Annotated in this window: 11 protein-coding genes; 6 read left to right on the plus strand and 5 right to left on the minus strand. The window is 71.4% G+C overall.

The annotated features are described in order from the left end of the window. Nucleotides 1-25: 25 nt before the first annotated feature. Both ACIBLC_RS11630 and ACIBLC_RS11635 read right to left on the minus strand, forming a co-directional pair. A complete protein-coding gene (locus ACIBLC_RS11630; protein WP_399210637.1) occupies nucleotides 26-1,900 on the minus strand; it encodes a cellulase family glycosylhydrolase in 1,875 nt (624 codons plus the stop codon). A 151-nt stretch (nucleotides 1,901-2,051) separates the two neighbouring features. Further along, nucleotides 2,052-4,031 (minus strand): GTP-binding protein, encoded by a 1,980-nt coding sequence (locus ACIBLC_RS11635; RefSeq protein WP_399210638.1) that lies wholly within the window; start codon nucleotides 4,029-4,031, stop codon nucleotides 2,052-2,054. Nucleotides 4,032-4,290: 259 nt separating this feature from the next. On the opposite strand from ACIBLC_RS11635, the gene ACIBLC_RS11640 reads away from it, so the two are divergent. Then, nucleotides 4,291-5,406 (plus strand): XdhC family protein, encoded by a 1,116-nt coding sequence (locus ACIBLC_RS11640; RefSeq protein WP_399210639.1) that lies wholly within the window; start codon nucleotides 4,291-4,293, stop codon nucleotides 5,404-5,406. 103 nt (nucleotides 5,407-5,509) lie between these two features. Here ACIBLC_RS11640 and ACIBLC_RS11645 read toward each other — a convergent pair whose 3' ends face one another. Together ACIBLC_RS11645 and ACIBLC_RS11650 are read right to left on the minus strand one after the other, a co-directional pair. Then, nucleotides 5,510-6,013, minus strand: coding sequence for a metallophosphoesterase family protein (locus ACIBLC_RS11645; protein ID WP_399210640.1), 504 nt, complete (start codon nucleotides 6,011-6,013; stop codon nucleotides 5,510-5,512). 28 nt (nucleotides 6,014-6,041) lie between these two features. Then, on the minus strand, nucleotides 6,042-8,483 hold the full coding sequence (locus ACIBLC_RS11650; RefSeq protein ID WP_399210641.1) for a SpoIIE family protein phosphatase: 2,442 nt from the start codon (nucleotides 8,481-8,483) through the stop codon (nucleotides 6,042-6,044). Nucleotides 8,484-8,662: 179 nt separating this feature from the next. On the opposite strand from ACIBLC_RS11650, the gene ACIBLC_RS11655 reads away from it, so the two are divergent. Beyond that, nucleotides 8,663-10,810 carry a SpoIIE family protein phosphatase gene (locus ACIBLC_RS11655; protein WP_399210950.1) on the plus strand — a complete coding sequence of 716 codons (2,148 nt, stop codon included), beginning with the start codon at nucleotides 8,663-8,665 and terminating at the stop codon, nucleotides 10,808-10,810. A gap of 219 nt (nucleotides 10,811-11,029) precedes the next feature. Here the strand turns inward: ACIBLC_RS11655 and ACIBLC_RS11660 are convergent, their stop codons facing one another. Then, nucleotides 11,030-12,352 carry a S1 family peptidase gene (locus tag ACIBLC_RS11660; RefSeq protein WP_399210642.1) on the minus strand — a complete coding sequence of 441 codons (1,323 nt, stop codon included), beginning with the start codon at nucleotides 12,350-12,352 and terminating at the stop codon, nucleotides 11,030-11,032. 672 nt (nucleotides 12,353-13,024) lie between these two features. Here ACIBLC_RS11660 and ACIBLC_RS11665 point away from each other — a divergent pair. The 4 genes from ACIBLC_RS11665 (at nucleotide 13,025) to ACIBLC_RS11680 (ending at nucleotide 19,212) form a co-directional block, all read left to right on the plus strand. After that, a complete protein-coding gene (locus ACIBLC_RS11665) occupies nucleotides 13,025-13,243 on the plus strand; it encodes a type A2 lantipeptide (protein ID WP_399210643.1) in 219 nt (72 codons plus the stop codon). Between the two features lie 90 nt (nucleotides 13,244-13,333). Beyond that, the gene (locus tag ACIBLC_RS11670; protein WP_399210644.1) at nucleotides 13,334-14,143 is read left to right on the plus strand and encodes an HlyD family efflux transporter periplasmic adaptor subunit; all 810 of its coding nucleotides are present in this window, start codon (nucleotides 13,334-13,336) and stop codon (nucleotides 14,141-14,143) included. Continuing rightward, a complete protein-coding gene (locus ACIBLC_RS11675; RefSeq protein WP_399210645.1) occupies nucleotides 14,140-16,362 on the plus strand; it encodes an NHLP family bacteriocin export ABC transporter peptidase/permease/ATPase subunit in 2,223 nt (740 codons plus the stop codon). Before ACIBLC_RS11670 ends, ACIBLC_RS11675 begins: the two co-directional genes overlap by 4 nt. A gap of 33 nt (nucleotides 16,363-16,395) precedes the next feature. Further along, on the plus strand, nucleotides 16,396-19,212 hold the full coding sequence (locus ACIBLC_RS11680) for an NHLP bacteriocin export ABC transporter permease/ATPase subunit (protein ID WP_399210646.1): 2,817 nt from the start codon (nucleotides 16,396-16,398) through the stop codon (nucleotides 19,210-19,212). The last annotated feature ends 15 nt before the right edge of the window (nucleotides 19,213-19,227 follow it).

Here is a 19,227-nt window from a genome sequence, read left to right on the forward strand (position 1 = left end):
GAGGCGAACCGGTCGGGCTCGTGGGCTAGTCGAACTTCGCCGCGGCCCAGGAAGCAAGCTCGGTCCGGGCCGCGCCGAGCAGAGCGGCGGACGGAGCGGTCGCACCGTTCGTGACCAGCGCGTAGTGCACCGTCCCCGAGCCGGGCGCGGTGAGCAGGAGACGGCGGCTTCCCGTGCCGCCCGGTTCGGGGGCTACGGCGATCGGGGTCGTCCGGGTGTACGAGGGCGGGGCGGCCGTCGCGCCGAGGTCGGAGACGACCGTGGTGGCCGACGTCGGGAAGGACGCCGGGAGATGGAGTTCCGTGGGGGTGCTCGTGCCGTCGGAACGCCAGACCAGCAGGCTGTACTGGCCCGACCCGACGAGCTGGGAGACGTTGGGCAGAGTGCTCGGTACCGGGTTCCAGGTCAGGGTCGTGGAGCCGTCGCGGGAGCGGTCCTCGTAGGTGAAGGCGACCGCTGTGCCCGCGGTGGCGCTGGGGTAGACGCGGTTCAGCAGGCGGGCGTCCTGGCGCAGTACGGCGGTCCCGGAGTCGTCGAGGCGTACGGCGGAGAGGTCCTCGTCGTTCCAGGCGTCGCCGGTCGTCCGGACCTTGTCCGGATTGTCGTTCATCAGCTCGTGATGGCGGCCGTTGTAGATGTCCCACTGCCACTGGCTGCCGGACAGCACCGGGCCCGAGGCAGCCGGGTTCGACCACCAGGTGGAGCCCTTCTGGCGGGAGTCGAGGGCCTGGTACATCGCCTTCAGGACCGTCGGCGCCTTGTCCGAGACCGATCCGGCCAGCGGATGGCCGAACTCGCTGATGATCGCCGTCGTACCGGCGGCCGAGGCCCGGTCACGTACCGTCCCGAAGTCGGTGACGTACTGACCGTCTCCCGCCTTGCCCCACATGAAGATGCCGGAGATCGCCTTCTGGTCGTAGAAGTGGGTGTTGAAGACATAGCGCGAACCCAGCGTGCCCGCGTCGAGCAGTCCGCCCTCCTGCTTCTGGAAGTCGATGTTGGCGTTCCAGAAGAGATTCGGTTCCACGAAGGCGGGCTTGGACTGCCAGCCGGCCGCGTCCATCCGGGCCCGGAACTTCACGTAGAAGGGCCAGAGCACATCGCGTTCCCAAGTACGGCTGGTCTGACCGGAGTCGTAGGTGCCGGCGTGCGGTTCGTTGAACGGGTCGAAGCCGACGACACCCGCGAACTGCTCGGTGGTGAGGTGCTGTCTGACGTAGGCCATGGTCGCCTGGGCCGTGGCGAGAAAGGCGTCCTGAAGACCGTACGCGTTGTGCCAGAAGTCGTACGACGCCTGTGTCACGGCGCCGTTCTGGGTGATGTTCTGGCCCCAGAGGACGCAGATCCCGCATGACTCCTGGGGGTAGTCCCCGGCTTCCACCGCCCACTTGGGGGCGCCGTCGCCGGTGTACCAGCTCCCCGTGTTGAAGAGGTAGCGGGAGTAGAGGTCCTGGTGGAAGTCCGGGTAGACGCGGATTCCCGCGTCGAGGAAGGCGCCGATCTGGGCGGTGGCCGCCGCGAGATAGGTGGTGTCGACCTGGCCGCGTACGGGTTCGGCCTGTGCCCAGGAGAGCAGGAAGCGTACGGAGTTGCCGCCGCCGAGTGCGCGCAGCGCCGTCGCCGACTTCCTGGCGTCGGCGACCGACGCGAAGGGCAGTCCGCTGTTCTCCTCCAGCTTCGTTTCGCCGGAGACGTTGTAGCCGCGCAGCACGACCTCGCGGCCGAGGCCGTCGGTGAAGCGGCCGTCCTCGACGGTGAGGGTGGCGGCCGCGGACGCGTCGAACCAGAGGGAGTCGGGAAGAGGGGCCGCGGCGGCGGGCTGAATGCCCGCCGCCGTGAGGAAGCCGGTGAGGAGCACGAGGACGCCGAGCAGACGCGCACGTAACTTCGACATGTTCATTACAGTCGCGGGCGCGCGGCGGACCGTCAACACCCCTGACTCATGAGTAAGTTTCTCGTTTCACCGGCTGTCGGGATGTCTCACTTCGCGTACTCCGCATACGGTCCTGCGCGCGTCACGTACTCCTCACGCGGACCGGTCCGCGTCACGTTCATACCCGGCGCGTCACGTTGAGCAGGTACTCCTTCCGGTCGAGCGGGTTGAGATCGGTCCGCGGCCGGTCCGGTACCGCGCCGTGGACGACCGGAGCGTAGTGATCGAAGGTGCACTCCCATTCGCCTTCGCCACGCGTCAACCCCGGTAGCCACTGCTCCAGTTCGTGCACCCTGGCGACCGGGATCCAGCCCTCCAGGACGCTCGTCGCGCCGCGCGTCTCCGTGGTACGCACGACCGCGCGCTGCTTCGCGAACACGGGCAGCACGGCGCCCAGGGTGTCCGCCGGGGCCTCCAGCCGGAACCGGTGCACCGGCTCGTGCACCCGGGTACCCGCCTCCCGCAGCGCGCTCATCACCACGAGCGGTGTCACGCCCCGGAAGTCGGCGCCGGTGCTGGACATGCTCTTGTCGAAGCCCTGGTGGGCGTGGCTCTGCCTGGGTGAGTAGCCGGAACGCGTCATGGTGACCGTGCAGTCGGTGACCTGCCACCCGTGGATTCCCTGTCCCAGGGTTTCCCGCACGGTGTCCTCGACCGCCTTGAAGAACGCGTAGGGCATCGCGCCGAGTTCGACCTCCAGACGGAATTCCACCCCGGAGTCGACGGGTGCCGGATCGATGCGCAGCCCGACGGTCGCGAGAAAGGGATTGGGTGCCTTTCCGTTGAACTCGACCGCCGTGCCGGTGCCGACCGGCCGTTCGACGCACAGCGGTGTCGTCTCGCGGAAGACGACGTCGATACCGAACTCGTCTGCCAGCGTCGCCTGGATGACCTCTTTCTGCACTTCGCCGTAGAGCGAAACGGACGTCTCCTTTCGCACTTCGTCATGGCGCAGATCGATCAGTGGGTCCTGCTCGGCCAGTTGGGTCAGCGCGAGATGCAGGGCTCCCTTGTCGCGCGGACGGCAGGGGGCCACCACCGTCTCCAACGTGGGCGGTGAGAAATGGTGTTCGTCCGGCGACGACTTCCGCGGTACGCCGATGGAGTCGCCGATCCGGATGTCCTCCAGGCCCCAGAGTCTGCCGATCCGCCCCGCGGACACGGACGTCTCCGGGACGGCTGAGCCCCCGTCGAAGACGCTGATCGCGGTGACCTTCCCGGCCGCGCCGTCGCGAAGGGGCAGCCGGTCGCGGATCCGCAGGGTGCCGGAGAACATCCGGGCGTACGCGATCTTCTCCCCCGCGGGTCCGCGCTCGACCTTGAAGACGGTGCCCGACACCGGGCCGTCGGCGTCCCCCTCACCGGAGGGCAGCAACTCCCTTATCCCGGCGATCAGTTCGGCGACGCCGGTGCCTGTCATGGCCGAGCCGAGGTACACCGGGTGCACCAGCGCCTGGCCGGTCTGCCGGGCGAGGGCGGCACGCAGCCGGTCGTCGGACACCCCGTCCTCCACATACGCGGCCAGCAGGTCGTCGTCGTGCCCGGCGAGCAGGTCGAGCAGCGGCGCCCTGAGCCGGGCCGCGCCGAAGGGAGTGAAGCGGGCGGCCCGCGTGCCCTGTTCGCCGGCCTCGCCCATCGCGACGATCGCGGGAGTGAGCCGCGCGGAGATCTGCTCCAGTACGCGCTCGTACCGCGCTCCGGCTCGGTCGATCTTGTTCACGAAGACGAGCGTGGGAATCCGCAGCCGCTGAAGCGTCCGCATCAGCACACGGGTCTGTGCCTGTACGCCCTCGACGGCCGAGACGACGAGCACGGCGCCGTCGAGCACGCTCAGCACCCGCTCCACCTCGGCGATGAAGTCCGGGTGCCCGGGTGTGTCGATCAGATTGACGGTGACGTCGTCGACCGTGAAGGAGACCACAGCGGATTTGATCGTGATACCCCGGCGCCGTTCCAGCGCGAGGGTGTCGGTCTGGGTGCTTCCGTCGTCGACGCGGCCGATCTCGTCGATGACCCCGACGGCGTGCAGCAGCCGCTCGGTCAGGCTTGTCTTACCGGCGTCTACGTGCGCCAGAATTCCCAGGTTGAGCATATGCACCGGGTGTCATGTCCTTCGGAGTGGGAGTGATTCCTTCCTGGGTGGACATGAACGAAGTGCGCATTGCCGCTCCTTGATCCCGGTGAACTCGTCCCGAGCAGTGCAGCAGATCGGCGAACGCGACGGCAATGGATTAACGCTCAACCAATGCCCGCCGCAGCGGTCGCCCCGGCCGGAGAGCCGCCCTAAAGTGGCACCGCTCGTGCACCAGGTACGACGCCGGCACGGACCCGAAAGTCCACGGTGGGAGGAGCGGGCGATGCGAGAGATCCTCCCGGCGCTCGACCGGTGGTACGCCGCGGGGTCCCCCTTCGGGCTCGCCACCGTCGTCGGTGTCAGCCGCAGCACACCGCGCGACCCCGGCGCGGCCATGGCCGTGGGCCCCGGCGACGAGGCCGTGGGCAGTGTGTCCGGAGGCTGTGTCGAGGGCGCGGTCTTCGAGCTGGCGCAGGAGGTCGTGGAGTCCGGTGAGGCCCGTCTGGAGACCTTCGGGTACAGCGACGAGGACGCGTTCACCGTCGGGCTGACCTGCGGCGGGGAGATCACGCTGCTGGTACGCCGGGTGACCCGAGACGACGACCCCACCTTCGGTGCGGTGGCCGAGTCGGTGTCCGCCGGCCGCCCGGTGACCGTAGCGACGGTCGTCGACGGGCCCGCGCCGCGCGGCGCCACGCTCGCGGTGTGGCCGGACGAGGTGGCCGGCTCGCTCGGGTCGACCGGCCTCGACGCGGCGGTCACGGCCGACGCCCGCGGGGAGCTGGCCCAGGGAGCCACCGGGCAGCGGCACTACGGCCCGGACGGCGAGCGCCGCGAGGACGCGGTCAGCGTCTTCCTGCACTCGTTCGCTCCGCCGCCCCGCATGCTGGTCTTCGGCGCGATCGACTACGCCGACGCCGTGGCCCGTATCGGCGACTTCCTCGGCTACCGCGTGACGGTGTGCGACGCCCGCCCGGTCTTCGCCACGCCGAAACGGTTCCCGGCGGGCGTAGAGGTCGTCGTCGACTGGCCGCACCGGTACCTCAGCGGTACGGCGACGGACTCGCGCACGGTGATCTGCGTCCTCACCCACGACCCGAAGTTCGACGTACCGCTGCTGGCCGAGGCACTGCGCCGCCCGGCCGCGTACATCGGCGCGATGGGCAGCCGCGGGACGCACGACGACCGGATGAAGCGGCTGGTGGACGAGGGGTTCAGCGAGAGCGAGCTGTCCCGGCTGCGGTCACCGGTCGGGCTCGACCTCGGTGCCCGTACGCCCGAAGAGGTGGCCGTGTCCGTCGCCGCGGAGATCGTGGCGCTGCGCTGGGGCGGCAGCGGGGCGCCGCTCACGGCGACGGGCGGGGCGATTCATCCGAGGCGCCTCGATCCGCCGGCGTGAGCCGACGTGAGCCGCGGTGGGGTCGGTCTTCTCGCGCATACGGCGCCGTGAGCCGCGGTGGGGCCGGTGTTTCCGCGTGTACGGCGTCGGTGGCGTGCCGGGGTCAGCCGCGCGGGGGCAGCCGGTGCAGACGTACGTCCGTCATCCGCCCGCCGGTCGCCCGAGCCGTCATGTAGGTGCAGTGGGGCATGCGGCGGCGGTCCGTCGGGGAGCCGGGGTTGAGCAGGCGCAGGCCGGTCTCCGTGGTCGTGTCCCAGGGGATGTGGCTGTGGCCGAAGACCAGGACGTCGAGGTCGGGGAAGCGTTCGGCGCAGCGGCGTTCACGGCCCTGGGCCGCGCCGGTCTCGTGGACGACGCCGAGGCGCAGCCCGTCCAGGTCGAGGCGGGCGACCTCGGGGAGGCGGGCGCGCAGGGCCGGGCCGTCGTTGTTGCCGTGCACGCCGATCAGGCGGCTCGACAGGCTCTCCAGGAGGTCGAGCGTCGCGGTGTCCACCCAGTCGCCGGCGTGGATCACGAGGTCGGCGAGCGGGAGCTCGGCCAGGAGCTGAGCGGGGAGCTCCTTGGCGCGCTTGGGCAGGTGGGTGTCGGACATCAGCAGGAGGCGCACGTACTCAGGGTGTCACTCCCGGCTGGCTTCACTCGAGGATGATCTCGCTCCAGACCTGCTTCCCGCCGCTGACCGGCACCGTCCCCCATGCCGCCGACATCGCCTCGACGAGGAGGATGCCGCGTCCGCCGGTGGCCTCCCAGCCGATGCTGGTGGGCTTGATCGGCGTACGCGGTGAGTTGTCGGTGACCGCGATCCTGAAGCGGTTGTTGATGAGGGTGAGGTAGAGCCTGACCTGTCCGTCGGTGTGGACGAGGGCGTTGGTGACGAGTTCGGAGACGACGAGGAGTGCCGCGTCGGCCTCGCCGCGTGCTCCCCAGCCGCGCAGGGTGCGCCTGGTGAAGCGGCGGGCGTGCCGGACCGCCTCCGGGACGCGCCAGACGGTCCAGCTCTCGCGGAGCGGGCGCAGCGCCATGCCGTCGTAGCGCATGAGCAGGAGGGCGACGTCGTCGCCGCGGTTGGCGCCCGCGAGCAGCCGGTCGGCCACGAGTCCGAGGCGGGCGGGGTCGGAGCCGGCCAGCGCTTCGGCGAGCCGGTTCAGACCGTCCTCGATGTCGACCTCGGCGGACTCGACGAGACCGTCCGTGGTCAGCGCGACGACAGTGCCGGGCGGCAGGCGCAGCGGGCTCATGGGGAAGTCGGCCTGGGTGAGGACGCCGAGCGGTGGGCCGGCCTCGGACCAGGCGATCTCCGTACCGCCGTCCGGGTGGCGCAGCACCGGCGGCAGGTGTCCCGCGCGTACGCACCAGGCGGAGCCCTCCTCCATGTCCACGTCGACGTAGCAGCAGGTCGCGAAGAGGTCGGTCTCCAGGTCGACGAGGAGCCGGTTGGCGTGCGAGACGACGACGTCCGGGGGGTGTCCTTCGATGGCGTACGCGCGCACGGCCGTGCGCATCTGGCCCATGAGGGTCGCGGCGGAGGCGTTGTGTCCCTGGACGTCGCCGATGACGAGGGCGACATGGTTGTCGGGCAGCGGGATCACGTCGTACCAGTCGCCGCCGACCTCCAGGCCCGACGTGGTGGGCAGATAGCGGGCGACGGCGACCGCGCCGGGCAGCTTGGGCAGGCGGCGCGGGAGCAGGCTGCGCTGGAGCATGCTGATCAGTTCGTGCTCGGCGTCGAAGGCGTGGGCGCGCACCAGAGCCTGGCCGGTGAGGCCCGCGGAGGCGGTGAGCAGGGCGCGCTCGTCGGGGCCGAAGTCGTGCGGGGTGTCCCAGCCGATCAGGCAGGCCCCCGCGATGCGGCCGGCGGCGGGCAGCGGCAGGACGGCGAGGCCGCCTGGGCCGACCTCGGCGAGGGCGGGTTCCAGGTCCGTCCCGGCGGGCCAGATCGCGGTGCGCCCGTCGGTCAGGGCCGCCGCGAGTGTCGGCATGGAGCGGACAGGCGCGTCGGGCCATTCCGACCGCCATTCGGCGCGCCACAGTTCGGGCCAGGCCGCCGGCTCGGGCGGGTCCAGGACGGTGACGACGAGGCGGTCCCCCGCCAGTTCCGCGACGGCGATCCGGTCGGCCCGGAGGGGCTTGCGGAGGGCCGTGACCACCGCCTCGCCCACGTCGCGGACGGTGCCCGCGGTGGCGAGGGCGGCGGCGAGCCGCTGGACGCGGGCCACCTCGTTGCCCCCGGAGCGCAGTTTCGAGGCGTCGGAGACCGTGCCCACGAGCCGTCCAGGTCTGCCCTCTCCCCCGGGCGCGAGGTGTCCGCGCAGCCGCAGCCACTTCTGCCGGCCCGACGGCTGGAGGATCCGGAACTCCAGTTCGCGGTCACCGGCCGACAGGTGGTCCGCCTCAACCACGGACATCACCGCGGGCAGGTCCTCCGGAACGGTCAGCGCCAGCAGCGTCTCCACCTTGCCGTCGAAGTCGGCCGGGCTCAGGCCGAAGAGCTCCAGCATCTCCTGGTCGACCTCGACGCGTCCGGTGTCCATGGCGAGGCTGAACGAGCTGGCGGGCAGCTCGTCGGCGTCCGTCTCCGGGGCGGGCGGCGGGCAGACGACGGCCTCGACGACCAGGGCCAGGCACTCCCGGTCCTCGGGGTCGAAGCCGGCCGGGTGCTCGCTGACGGCGAGCAGACAGCCGTCGTCGCGCAGCGGCAGGACGGCCAGCGAGAAGTCCTGGGAGGGCAGTCGCCGGGCGTCGGCGCGGCGCCCGGCCTCGCGCGGATCGAGCCACAGCGGCCGGCCCGAGCGGTAGACGTCCGCCGCCGGGGATCCGCCGCTGACGGGGTAGCCGTCGCGCAGCCCGTAGAGCGTTCTCGGCACACCCACGGACTCCGCGAGGCGCAGATCCTCGCCGCTTCGGGTCGGTGAGTACACCGCGACGACGGTCGCGCCGGTGAAGACAAGAGCCTGTTCGAGGACGCGGCGGAGCCGTTCGCGGGGTTCCAGGCCGGTGGTGAGCGTCTTGAGGGCAAGTTCGGCCCGCGGCGTTCTCGTTCCGCGTCCCGAACCGTCCTCACTGACCACGTCCGTCATTACAGCGCTTCCGGGGCTTCGGCGCAGCCCCTGTGACCGTTCCGGGCACGTCAGGCCTGTCCCGGAGCCCTCCCGCCGCGATCGGCCGCACCTCCCGGTGACCCCCGCTCGCCGTGCGCGAGGAGCCGCCAGGAGAGAGCCTTGACCTCTGGAAGCTGATCACGCGGCCGTACGAGGAGGTGGTCGGCGTGTCCGACTCGCGGGGGCCGGTGCAGGCGCCGGCCACCGAGCCGCTGCCGCTCGGAAGGCCGCTGCTCTCCCTCGCGCTGGCCGCGATGATGGACGAGGTCCACGCCCATTCCGGTGCCGTGTACCTGCTGGCGCCGGGCGAACCGGTCCTGGAGATGGCGGTCATGGCGGGACTGCCCAGGGCGTTCGCCGCGCCGTGGGAGCGGGTGGGGCTCAGCTCGCCGATCCCGGTCGCGGACGCGGCGCGGGAGCGGCGGCTGGTCTGGGTGGGCGGCGAGGAGCAGATGGCAGGTCGCTACCCCCGGGTGGCCGTGGTGCTCCCCTATCCCTTCGCGCTGGCCGCGCTCCCGGTGGCGACCGGAAGGACCGTGTACGGCGCCGTCTTCGTGACCTTTCCCGGATCGCATCCGCCGGAGCTGTCCGACCGGGAGCGCGGCCGGCTCACCGCGGCCTGCGGCCGGCTCGCGCTGCGTCTGGAGCGGGCCGCGGCGGCGCACCGTCCCGTCCACCCCGAGGCCGATCTGCTGACGCCCGCCGCGGCGGGGCCGATGTCCGGCGCGCTCGGCACGGTGGAGGCCGCGCGGATGGTGGCGCGGCTGCCGTACGGACTGTGCGCGCTCGATCTGCACGGGCGGGTGGGATTCGCCAACGCGGCGGCCTCGGAGCTGCTCGCTGTCCCGGTCGACGCCCTGCTGGGCACCCAGTTGTGGGCGTCCGTGCCCTGGCTCAACGACCCGGTCTACGAGGACCGCTACCGCGCCGCGCTGCTCAGCCAGTGCGTGACGTCGTTCGTGGCGCTGCGGCCGCCCGGTGACTGGCTGTCGTTCCGCCTCTATCCCAGTACGAACGGGCTGAGCGTACGGATCTCCCGGGCACGGGAGGTGGGCCACATGTCGCGCACGCAACCAGAGCACAGTGGCGGCCCGGGGCTGGTGACCATCTCCCATGTGCTGAGCCTGGCCAGCGCGCTGACGGAGGCGGCGAGTGTGCGGGACGTGGTGCAACTGGTCGCCGACGAGATCGCGCCCGCCGTCGGCAGCAAGGCCCTGGCGGTGCTCGGCACCCGGGCCGGACGCCTGAACGTGCTCGGGCATCGGGGGTATCCGGACGCCCACACCGTGGAGCGCTTCGACGGGCTGCCGCTGGGCGCGGAGACCCCGAGCGCCCAAGCGCTGAGCAGCGGTGTTCCCGCCTTCTTCGAGTCCCGGGCGCAGTTGGAGCGGCTGTATCCGTCCCGGCACGCGACACCGGACGGCATGGCGGCGTGGGCGTATCTGCCGCTCGTCGCCTCCGGGCGGCCGGTGGGCGTCTGCGTCCTGGCGTACCCGCGGTCGCACTCCTTCCCGGCGGACGAGCGTGCCGTGCTGACGAGCCTGGGCGGGCTGATCGCGCAGGCGCTGGCCCGGGCCCTCCTCTACGACGCCAAGCTCCGGCTGGCACACGGTCTGCAGGCCGCGCTGCTCCCGCACTCCCTGCCGTCGGTGCCCTCGATCGAGGCCGCCGCGCGCTATCTGCCGGCCACCCAGGGCATGGACATCGGCGGGGACTTCTACGACCTGGTGCTCTCGCAGGGCCGGGCCGCGGCCGTGATCGGTGACGTGCAGGGGCACAACGTGACGGCGGCGGCCCTGATGGGGCAGATCCGTACGGCTGTACGGGCGTACACGACCGTCGGCCAGCCGCCCGAGGAGGTCATGCGCAGCACCAACCGGCTGCTGATCGACCTGGGCAGTGAGCTGTTCGCGAGCTGTCTGTATCTGCGGCTCGACCCCGCTCGCCAGGTGGCCGTCATGGCGCGCGCGGGCCATCCGCCTCCGCTGTTGCTGCGGCCGGACGGCAAGGTGCGCGTGCTCGACCTGGCCGGGGGGCCGCTGCTCGGGATCGACGCCTCCGCGACGTATCCGACGACCGAGGTCCCACTCACCCCCGGTTCCGTCCTCGCCCTCTACACCGACGGCCTGATCGAGTCTCCCGGCGTCGACATCGAGGACGCTCTCGCGGACCTTGGGCGACAGCTCGCCGAGAAGGGCGGGCAGCCGCTCGACGTACTGGCCGACAGCCTTGTACAGCCCGAGGGTGCGGCGACACAGGAGCGGCCCGACGATGTCGCCCTGCTGCTCCTGCGGGTGCGCGACTGAAGGCGGGGCCCGGTGGGCGAAGGGCCTGGTGGGCGAAGCGGCCCGGTGCTGGTGCGCGGAGCGGGCCGGTCCCGCGTACGCGAGGCGGTCCGGCCTGGTCCGCGAAACCATCTGGCCCCGCGTACGCGCAGCGGTCCGGCCCTCCCGCCGGAGGGCCGGACCTTCCACCGCCGACCGGGGCCGCAGGGCCATGGCCGGCAGTGGCTCTGGGTCACCCGGTCAGGGGGTGATCGTCACGAGTCCTGAGCCGTCGTCCATACCGGTGCCGGTGTCCTCACCCGCGTCACCGGCCTGGTCGTCGGCTCCGCCGAGCTCGTCCTCGCCCGCGCCGGCCTGCTCCTCGCCGGCCGCCGGGTCACTGGCGCCCGCGCTGGGGTCCACCACTCCGGGGTCCTCCGCGCCGGCTCCCTCTTCGCCGGCCGCGTCACCCGCGCCGAGCGTCGCGCCGACCGCTTCCAGGGCGGTGGTGACGGGCTGGAAGAAGGTCTCGCCACCGACGGTGCAGTCGCCGCTGCCACCGGAGGTCAGGCCGATCGCGTTGCCGTCCTGGGTGAACAGGGAGCCGCCGCTGTCGCCGGGCTCGGCGCAGACGTCGGTCTGGATGAGGCCGGTGACCGTGCCCTCGGGGTAGTTGACGGTGGCGTCCAGACCAAGGACGTTGCCGTCGAAGAGACCCGTGGTGCTGCCCATGCGGAGGACCTGCTGGCCCACGGCGGCCTCGGCGGCCTGGGCGATCTCGACGGTCTGGCCGTCGCCGATGTTGACCACGCTGGCGGTCACGGTGGCCGGGTCGTCGTACTTCACCAGGGCGAAGTCGCCGTCGCCGGGGAAGGTGGCCTGGTCGACGGTGGCGATCGGGGCGCCGTCCTGCGCGTCCGACCACTCGGCGGCGGCGACACCGCAGTGGCCCGCGGTCAGGAACGCCGGGGCGCCGTCGCCCGCGGTGACGTTGAAGCCGAGGGAGCAGCGGGCGCCACCGCCGAAGACGGCGTCACCGCCGTCGACGAAGGTCTTGAACGTACCCGCCGACTTCGTGATGGTCGCCACGCCCGAGCCGAGGCCCTCGACCGTCGACTCCAGCGTGTCCCACTTGGCGCCCGTGACGGTCGAGTCGGCGGTGACACGGATCTCGTTGGTCTTCGGGTCGACGGACCACGCCGTGCCCGGGATCGTCGCGTCGGACTTGAGCGTCGCGGCCGCTGTCTCCAGCGTGTCGGTGCTGTTCCGCACCTCGTTCGGGACCGCGCCCGCCGCCTTGATCTCGTTGATCACATTGCTGTTGTTACCGATGACGTTGATGATGATCTGCTGGTTGGCCGCGTCGTAGTACGACCCGGCGAAGGCGTCACCCAACTGGGAGGCGAGCTGCGCGGCCAGGTCCGACACGTCGGCCGCCTTGAACGTCTTGGCGGTCGCCTTGGCGTCGTCCGAGTCCGTCTGGGATGCCATGGCGTTCGGCAGGAAGAGCGCCGCTGCTCCGAGCGCCGCCACGCTGCCTGCCGCTATCGCGGCCTTGCGCTTGGGTATGCGTTTGTGACTCAACTTCTGACCTCCTGGGGACGGGGTCCGTTGCCACCGTCTTGCGGCTGAACTGGGGGGCGCCTGGATGCCTGTTGATACGCACGCGTCACATGGGGTGTTCAACCGCTCTTACAGATGGCGCGAGTTGGGCAGGCCAAAGACGCGGATTGCGAGGCAATCAGACCTTTCCGTCTGCACATGCCGACCCACAGGCCACCCGGACGAGCCACCCGGCACGCTCCGCGACCGTCCGGTGACACGTCGTCGACGACACCGGCCGGAATCCCCGCTTCAGCGAATCTGCACAGCGAATGCGCACCGAGGTCACCGCGCACGACGGATCTCCACAGCGTTCCGAGACCCAGGGGGCCATTGGGGCGGGAGTGTCCAGTTCGGGAACCGGGTGCCACGGGCACGCAGGCGACGATGACGCGCAGGCTGTGAAGAAGTCGCCGTCGAACGGTGCGCGCTCGTGCACGGATATCCGCATCCGGAGCTCAATTGCCCTGGTGGGGGCCCCGGTTGATTGGATGCGTGCCTCGGCAGCGTGCTTTGATCCATTGCACCGCGGGGGTCACTGGTCCCCTCCAGGGCCTCCCGGAAACGGGTGCGCCGACTCCCGCGGCCGACCATCTGTCCCCAGAGGGGGCCGCTCTCCCCCTTATGAATACGCATACGAAGGGAAGTTCCATCATGAACTCCACCCCCCAGGTCGCCACCGCCGAGATCTCCGACGCCGACCTCGACGCCGTCTCCGGCGGTCTGGCCCTGCAGGCCGTCGGCACCGTCACGGGCCTCGTGGACTCGGTCGCCCCCGGCGTCACCCCGCTGGTCGGTTCGGTCGTCGGCACCGTCGAGGGTGTCACCGGCCTGAACACCGGCGCGGTCACCGGCCTGGTCGCCGGTCTCTGATCTCCATCAGTGCCACCGAGTCCCGGAACCACTCCATGGTTCCGGGATTCTCGGGTGCCGTGAATCCCCGGAACAGGTGAGGGAAGTCCCGTGCAGTTCCGCCAACAGGCCCTCGCCAAGCTCCAGTCGCCGGAGGAGCTCGACCTTCCGGTGCGCTTCGCCCGCCCCCAGGGCTGGCTCGCCCTGTCCGTGACGGTCCTGGTCATGGCGGCGGCCTCCGTGTGGGCCGTGACGGGCACCGTGGCCTCCACGGTCGACGCCCCCGCCATCCTCACGCACGGGCAGGGCAGTTACGTGCTCCAGAGCCCCGTGGCCGGGCAGGTCACCGCGGTCCTCGCGAAGGAGGGCGAACAGCTCGCCGCGAACGCCCCCGTGCTCCAGGTCCGTACCGCGGAGGGCAGGAGCGCTGTCGTCCGCTCCGTCGCCGCCGGACGCGTCACCGCCCTCGCCGCCACCATCGGCGCCATCATCCCGACCGGCGCGAACGTCGCGGCCGTCGAGAAGGTCGCCCACGCCGGCGATCCGCTCTACGCGACGGTGTACGTCCCCGCCGAGAACGCCGCGACGATCCCCGAGAACGCGCCGGTGGACCTCACCGTCCAGTCGGTGCCGACCCAGCGGTACGGAGTGCTGCGCGGCCATGTGAAGTCGGTGGACCGCGCGGCGCAGACCCAGCGGCAGATCACCGCCTTCCTCGGCGACAGTCAGCTCGGCGAGCAGTTCACGAAGGACGGCAGGCCGGTGGCCGTCCTGGTCCGGCTCGATCCCCGGTCCAGCACGAAGAGCGGCCTCAAGTGGTCCTCGGCGGACGGGCCGCCGTTCGCGCTGACCTCCATGACCCTGGCCTCGGGCTCGATCCGGCTGGCCGATCAGCGCCCCGTCGATTGGCTCCTGCCGTGACCACCCCGCAGAACACCCGCGGCAGACGCCGCGCCGCGCAGCCCGGACGCCCGGCCCCGAAGGGGAAGGGCAGGACCGTCCGCACCCCCACCGTGCTCCAGATGGAGGCGGTCGAGTGCGGCGCGGCCTCCCTGGCCATGGTGCTCGGCCACTACGGGCGGCACATCCCGCTCGAGGAGCTGCGCATCGCCTGCGGTGTGTCCCGGGACGGCTCGCGCGCCGGCAACCTGCTGAAGGCGGCGCGCAGTTACGGCCTGACGGCAAAGGGCATGCAGATGGACACGGCCGCGCTCGCCGAGGTGAGGGCGCCCGCGATCCTGTTCTGGGAGTTCAACCACTACGTCGTGTACGACGGCGTCGGACGCCGCTTCGGACGGCGTGGCGTGCATGTCAACGACCCGGGCAAGGGTCGACGTTTCGTGCCGACGGAGGACTTCGACACCAGCTTCACCGGCGTGGTCCTGGTCATGGAACCGGGCCCCGACTTCCACCGGGGCGGCCGCAGGCCCGGCGTGCTCGGCGCCATGCCGGCCCGGCTGCGCGGGACTTCGGGCACCATGCCCGCGGCCGTGCTCGCCAGTCTGCTGCTCGTCCTGGTCGGCGCGGCGGTTCCCGCGCTCAGCCGGACGTACATCGACAGCTACCTGATAGGCGGTCAGTCCTCGCTGCTGGGCGTGCTGTTCGCGTCGATGGGCGCCTCGGTGGCGCTCACGGTGGCGTTGACCTGGCTGCAACAGGCGAACCTGCTGCGCGGCCGCATCATCTCCTCGACGCTGTCCAGCGCCCGCTTCCTGCGGCATCTGCTGCGGCTTCCGGTCACCTTCTTCTCGCAGCGCAGTCCGGCCGACCTGGTGCAGCGGCTCCAGTCGAACGACGCGGTGGCCGAGACCCTGTCCCGCGACCTGGCGGCGGCCGGGGTGGACGCGGTCGTGGTCGTCCTCTACGCGGTGCTCCTCTACACCTACGACCCCCAGCTCACGGCCGTGGGCATCGGCGTGGCGCTGCTCAACGTGGTCGCGATGCGGGTGGTGATCCGGCTGCGCTCGACCCGCACCGCGAAACTCCGCGCCGACAGCGCCCGGCTGATCAACACGGCATACAGCGGGCTCCAGTTGATCGAGACGATGAAGGCCACCGGCGGCGAGGACGGCTACTTCCGCAAGTGGGCGGGGCAGCACGCCACCACGCTGGAGGAGGAACAGCGCCTCGGCGTGCCGAGCGCCTGGCTGGGCGTGGTCGCGCCGACGCTCGCGACGCTCAACAGCGCGCTGATCCTGTGGATCGGCGGTATGCGGGCCATCGAGGGAGGCATCTCGGTCGGTCTGCTCGTCGCCTTCCAGGCCCTGGTGACCCGCTTCACCGCGCCCATCACCCGTCTCAACGGTGTCGCGGGCCGCATCCAGGACTTCGCGGCCGACGTCGCCCGCCTCAAGGACGTCGAGAACTTCCAGGCGGACCCGCTGTACGACCGTGCGGACAGCGGCGACTCCACCCGCCGCCTGCACGGTTACGTCGAGCTGGAGAACATCACCTTCGGCTACAGCCCGCTCGACAAGCCTCTGCTGACCGGCTTCTCCCTGACCGTCGGCCCCGGCCAGCAGGTCGCGCTGGTCGGCGGCTCGGGCAGCGGCAAGTCGACGGTGTCGCGGCTGATCTCGGGCCTGTACTCCCCCTGGGAGGGCACGATCCGTATCGACGGCCGGCGCCTGGAGGACATCCCGCGCGGCGCCCTCGCCTCCTCCGTCTCCTTCGTCGACCAGGACGTCTTCCTCTTCGAGGGGACGATCCGCGACAACGTGGCGCTGTGGGACCCCTCGATCCCGGACGAGGCGGTCGTCGCGGCGCTGGAGGACGCCGCGCTGTACGACGTGGTCGCACGGCGGCCCGGCGGCATCCTGGGCCGGGTCGAGCAGGACGGGCGCAACTTCTCCGGCGGCCAGCGTCAACGCCTGGAGATCGCGCGGGCGTTGGTGCGCAGGCCGAGCATCCTGGTCCTCGACGAGGTGACCAGCGCGCTGGACGCGGAGACGGAGCAGACCGTCATCGACAACCTGCGCAAGCGCGGCTGCGCCTGTGTGGTGATCGCGCACCGGCTCAGCACGGTGCGAGACAGCGACGAGATCGTCGTACTCCAGCACGGCACGATCGTGGAACGCGGGCGGCACGACGCCCTGGTGGCGGCCGGCGGTCCGTACGCCGAGCTGGTCAGGGAGCGATGAGATGACGAGGGTCGCTGTTCAGGGAGCGTTGACATGACGACGGTCAACGAGGGCGATGTCGTCCTCGGCGCGCTCGGCGGCATGGGCACCCCCATCGACTGCTCCGCCCTCAACCGCCTCGACCTGGAGGGCCCGCAGGTCCTGTGGCTCGTCGCGGCGGGCGCCATGGACCTGTTCGCTGTCGACGCCGTTCAGCAGGGCCACTGGCACCACCTCGGCCGCCTCGAAGCGGGCTCGCTGCTGCTCGGCCCGGTCGGGGGACCCCAACACACCCTGGTCGGACGGCCGTTGCGCGACTGCGTGGTCCGCAGGATCGGGCTGCGCGAGCTGTACCGGCAGGCCGACACCCAGACCTGGTCGTACGACGAGTACGGCAACGCGCAGTACGTGCCGCCGACTTCGAGCCCGCTGGAGTACGCACTCGCCCTCGGCGCGGGCCGCAGCCTGTCCATCCTCTTCCAGGCTCCGATGGCCCATGAGAACGCCGCCGCGCTCACCGACGACGACGTCTTCTGGATGCGGGTACCGCCCGGCAGCGTGCAGTACGGCTCCCTGTACGGCGCGGAGGCAACGACCGACCTGCTGATGGACTCCGGTGTCTGGCAGGGCATGGTCGACCAGCAGTACCGGCTCCTCGCCACCCTCGACCGCTGGATCGAGCGGCTGGAGTCGAGCCACGAGGACCGTACGGCGGCGGGCATCAAGGCGGGCGAGGCAGTCCGCGTCCAGGCCGACCGGACACTGCTGGCGTCGATCGGCAAGCAGTCGGCGAAACGCCCGACGGCCGCCGACGCGGACGCCACCTACGCCGCCTGCGAACTGGTCGCCCGCGCGGCCGGGATCACCCTGGCCGAGGCCGTGCGGAACGGCACCGAGAGCGACCGGCTCGACCCGGTCGAGCGGATCGCGATCGCCTCGCGGGTCCGCACCCGTGCCGTACGCCTGGACGGACGCTGGTGGCACGACAACATCGGCCCGCTGGTGGGCCACCGCGCCGTCTCGGGCAGCCCGGTCGCGCTGCTGTGGCGGCGCGGCGGATACGTCGCCGTACAGCCTTCCTCCGGACGCGAGACGCCGATCGAGAAGGCCAACGCGGGAGAGTACGAGCCGCGGGCCGTGATGTTCTACCGTCCGCTGCCCGAGCGGAGGCTGAGCCCTCTGCGGCTGATGAGGTTCTGCCTCCGGGGCACCGGCGGTGACATGCGCAACCTCGCGATCAGCGGTCTGGTGACCGTCGCGATCGGCGCGGTCGTGCCGATCGCCACCGGCAAGGTGCTCGGCGAGTACGTGCCGAAGGCCCAGCACGGTCTCATCGTGCAGGTCTGCCTCGCCATCATGATCACCAGCGTGGTGTCGGCGGCGTTCACGCTGCTCCAGAACCTCACCATCCTGCGCCTGGAGGGCCGGATCGAGGCGACGCTCCAACCGGCCGTGTGGGACCGGCTGTTGCGGCTGCCCACGAAGTTCTTCACCTCCCGCTCCACCGGTGAACTGGCCGGCGCGGCCATGGGTATCAGCGCGATCCGCCGTCTCCTCGCGGGCGTCGGCCCGACCCTCGCCCAGGGGGGCACGATCGGCGCGATGAACCTGGGCCTGCTGCTCTGGTACAGCGTCCCCATGGCGCTGGCAGCGCTCGGCATGCTCGTCGTCATCGCCGCCGTGTTCCTGGGCCTCGGCCTGTGGCAGGTGCGCTGGCAGCGCCGCCTCGTCGTGCTCGGCAACAAGCTGAACAACCAGGCCTTCCAGACTCTGCGGGGCCTGCCCAAACTGCGGGTCGCGGCTGCCGAGAACTACGCGTACGCCGCCTGGGCGGGCGAGTTCGCGCGCAGCCGTGAGCTCCAGCAGAAGGTCGGCCGGATCAAGAACCTCACCACGGTGATGGGCGCGGTGTACCTGCCGCTCTGCTCCCTGCTGATCTTCGTGCTGCTCGCGGGCCCGGCGCGCGGTTCGCTGTCGGCCGCCGAGTTCCTCACCTTCAACACGTCGATGACGATGCTGCTGACCGCGGTCACCTCGATCACCGGCGCGTTCGTCTCGGCGGCCGCGGCGCTGCCGATGTTCGAGGAGATCAAGCCGGTGTTCGACGCGACGCCCGAGGTGCGGGTCGCCAGCACCCGTCCCGGAGTCCTGTCCGGCGCCATCGAGGCCCGCGGGCTGTCCTTCCGCTACGGCGACGACGGCCCGCTCGTCCTGGACGACGTGTCCTTCGGTGTCGGGCCGGGTGAGTTCGTGGCGATCGTCGGCCCCAGCGGCTGCGGCAAGTCCACGCTGCTGCGGCTGCTCATCGGCTTCGACAAGCCCGTGTCGGGCAGTGTGCTGTACGACGGCCAGGACCTGGGCGCGCTGGACCAGTCCGCCGTACGCCGTCAGTGCGGTGTCGTGCTCCAGCACGCTCAGCCGTTCACCGGCTCGATCCTGGACTGCATCTGCGGCACCGAGCCGTACACGGCCGAAGAGGCGATGGCGGCGGCCGAGATGGCGGGCCTCGCCGAGGACATCAAGCGCATGCCGATGGGCCTGCACACCATCGTCTCGGGCAGCGGCGCGGTCTCCGGCGGCCAGCGGCAGCGCCTGATGATCGCCCAGGCGCTCATACGCCGCCCCCGCATCCTCTTCTTCGACGAGGCGACCAGCGCCCTGGACAACGAGACGCAGCGCACGGTCATCGAAAGCACCCGGGCGCTCAACGCCAGCCGCGTCGTGATCGCGCACCGCCTGTCCACGGTGATGGACGCGGACAGGGTCATCGTGATGGGGGACGGCAAGGTCGCTCAGCAGGGCCCGCCCGCCCAGCTCCTCGCGGACACGGGCGGGCGACTGCACGAACTGGTGCGGCGGCAGATGCGCTAGCCGGTCAGTCGCCGC

The organism is Streptomyces sp. NPDC050535 (assembly GCF_044457665.1).
In the GTDB taxonomy this organism is placed as follows: Bacteria; Actinomycetota; Actinomycetes; order Streptomycetales; family Streptomycetaceae; genus Streptomyces.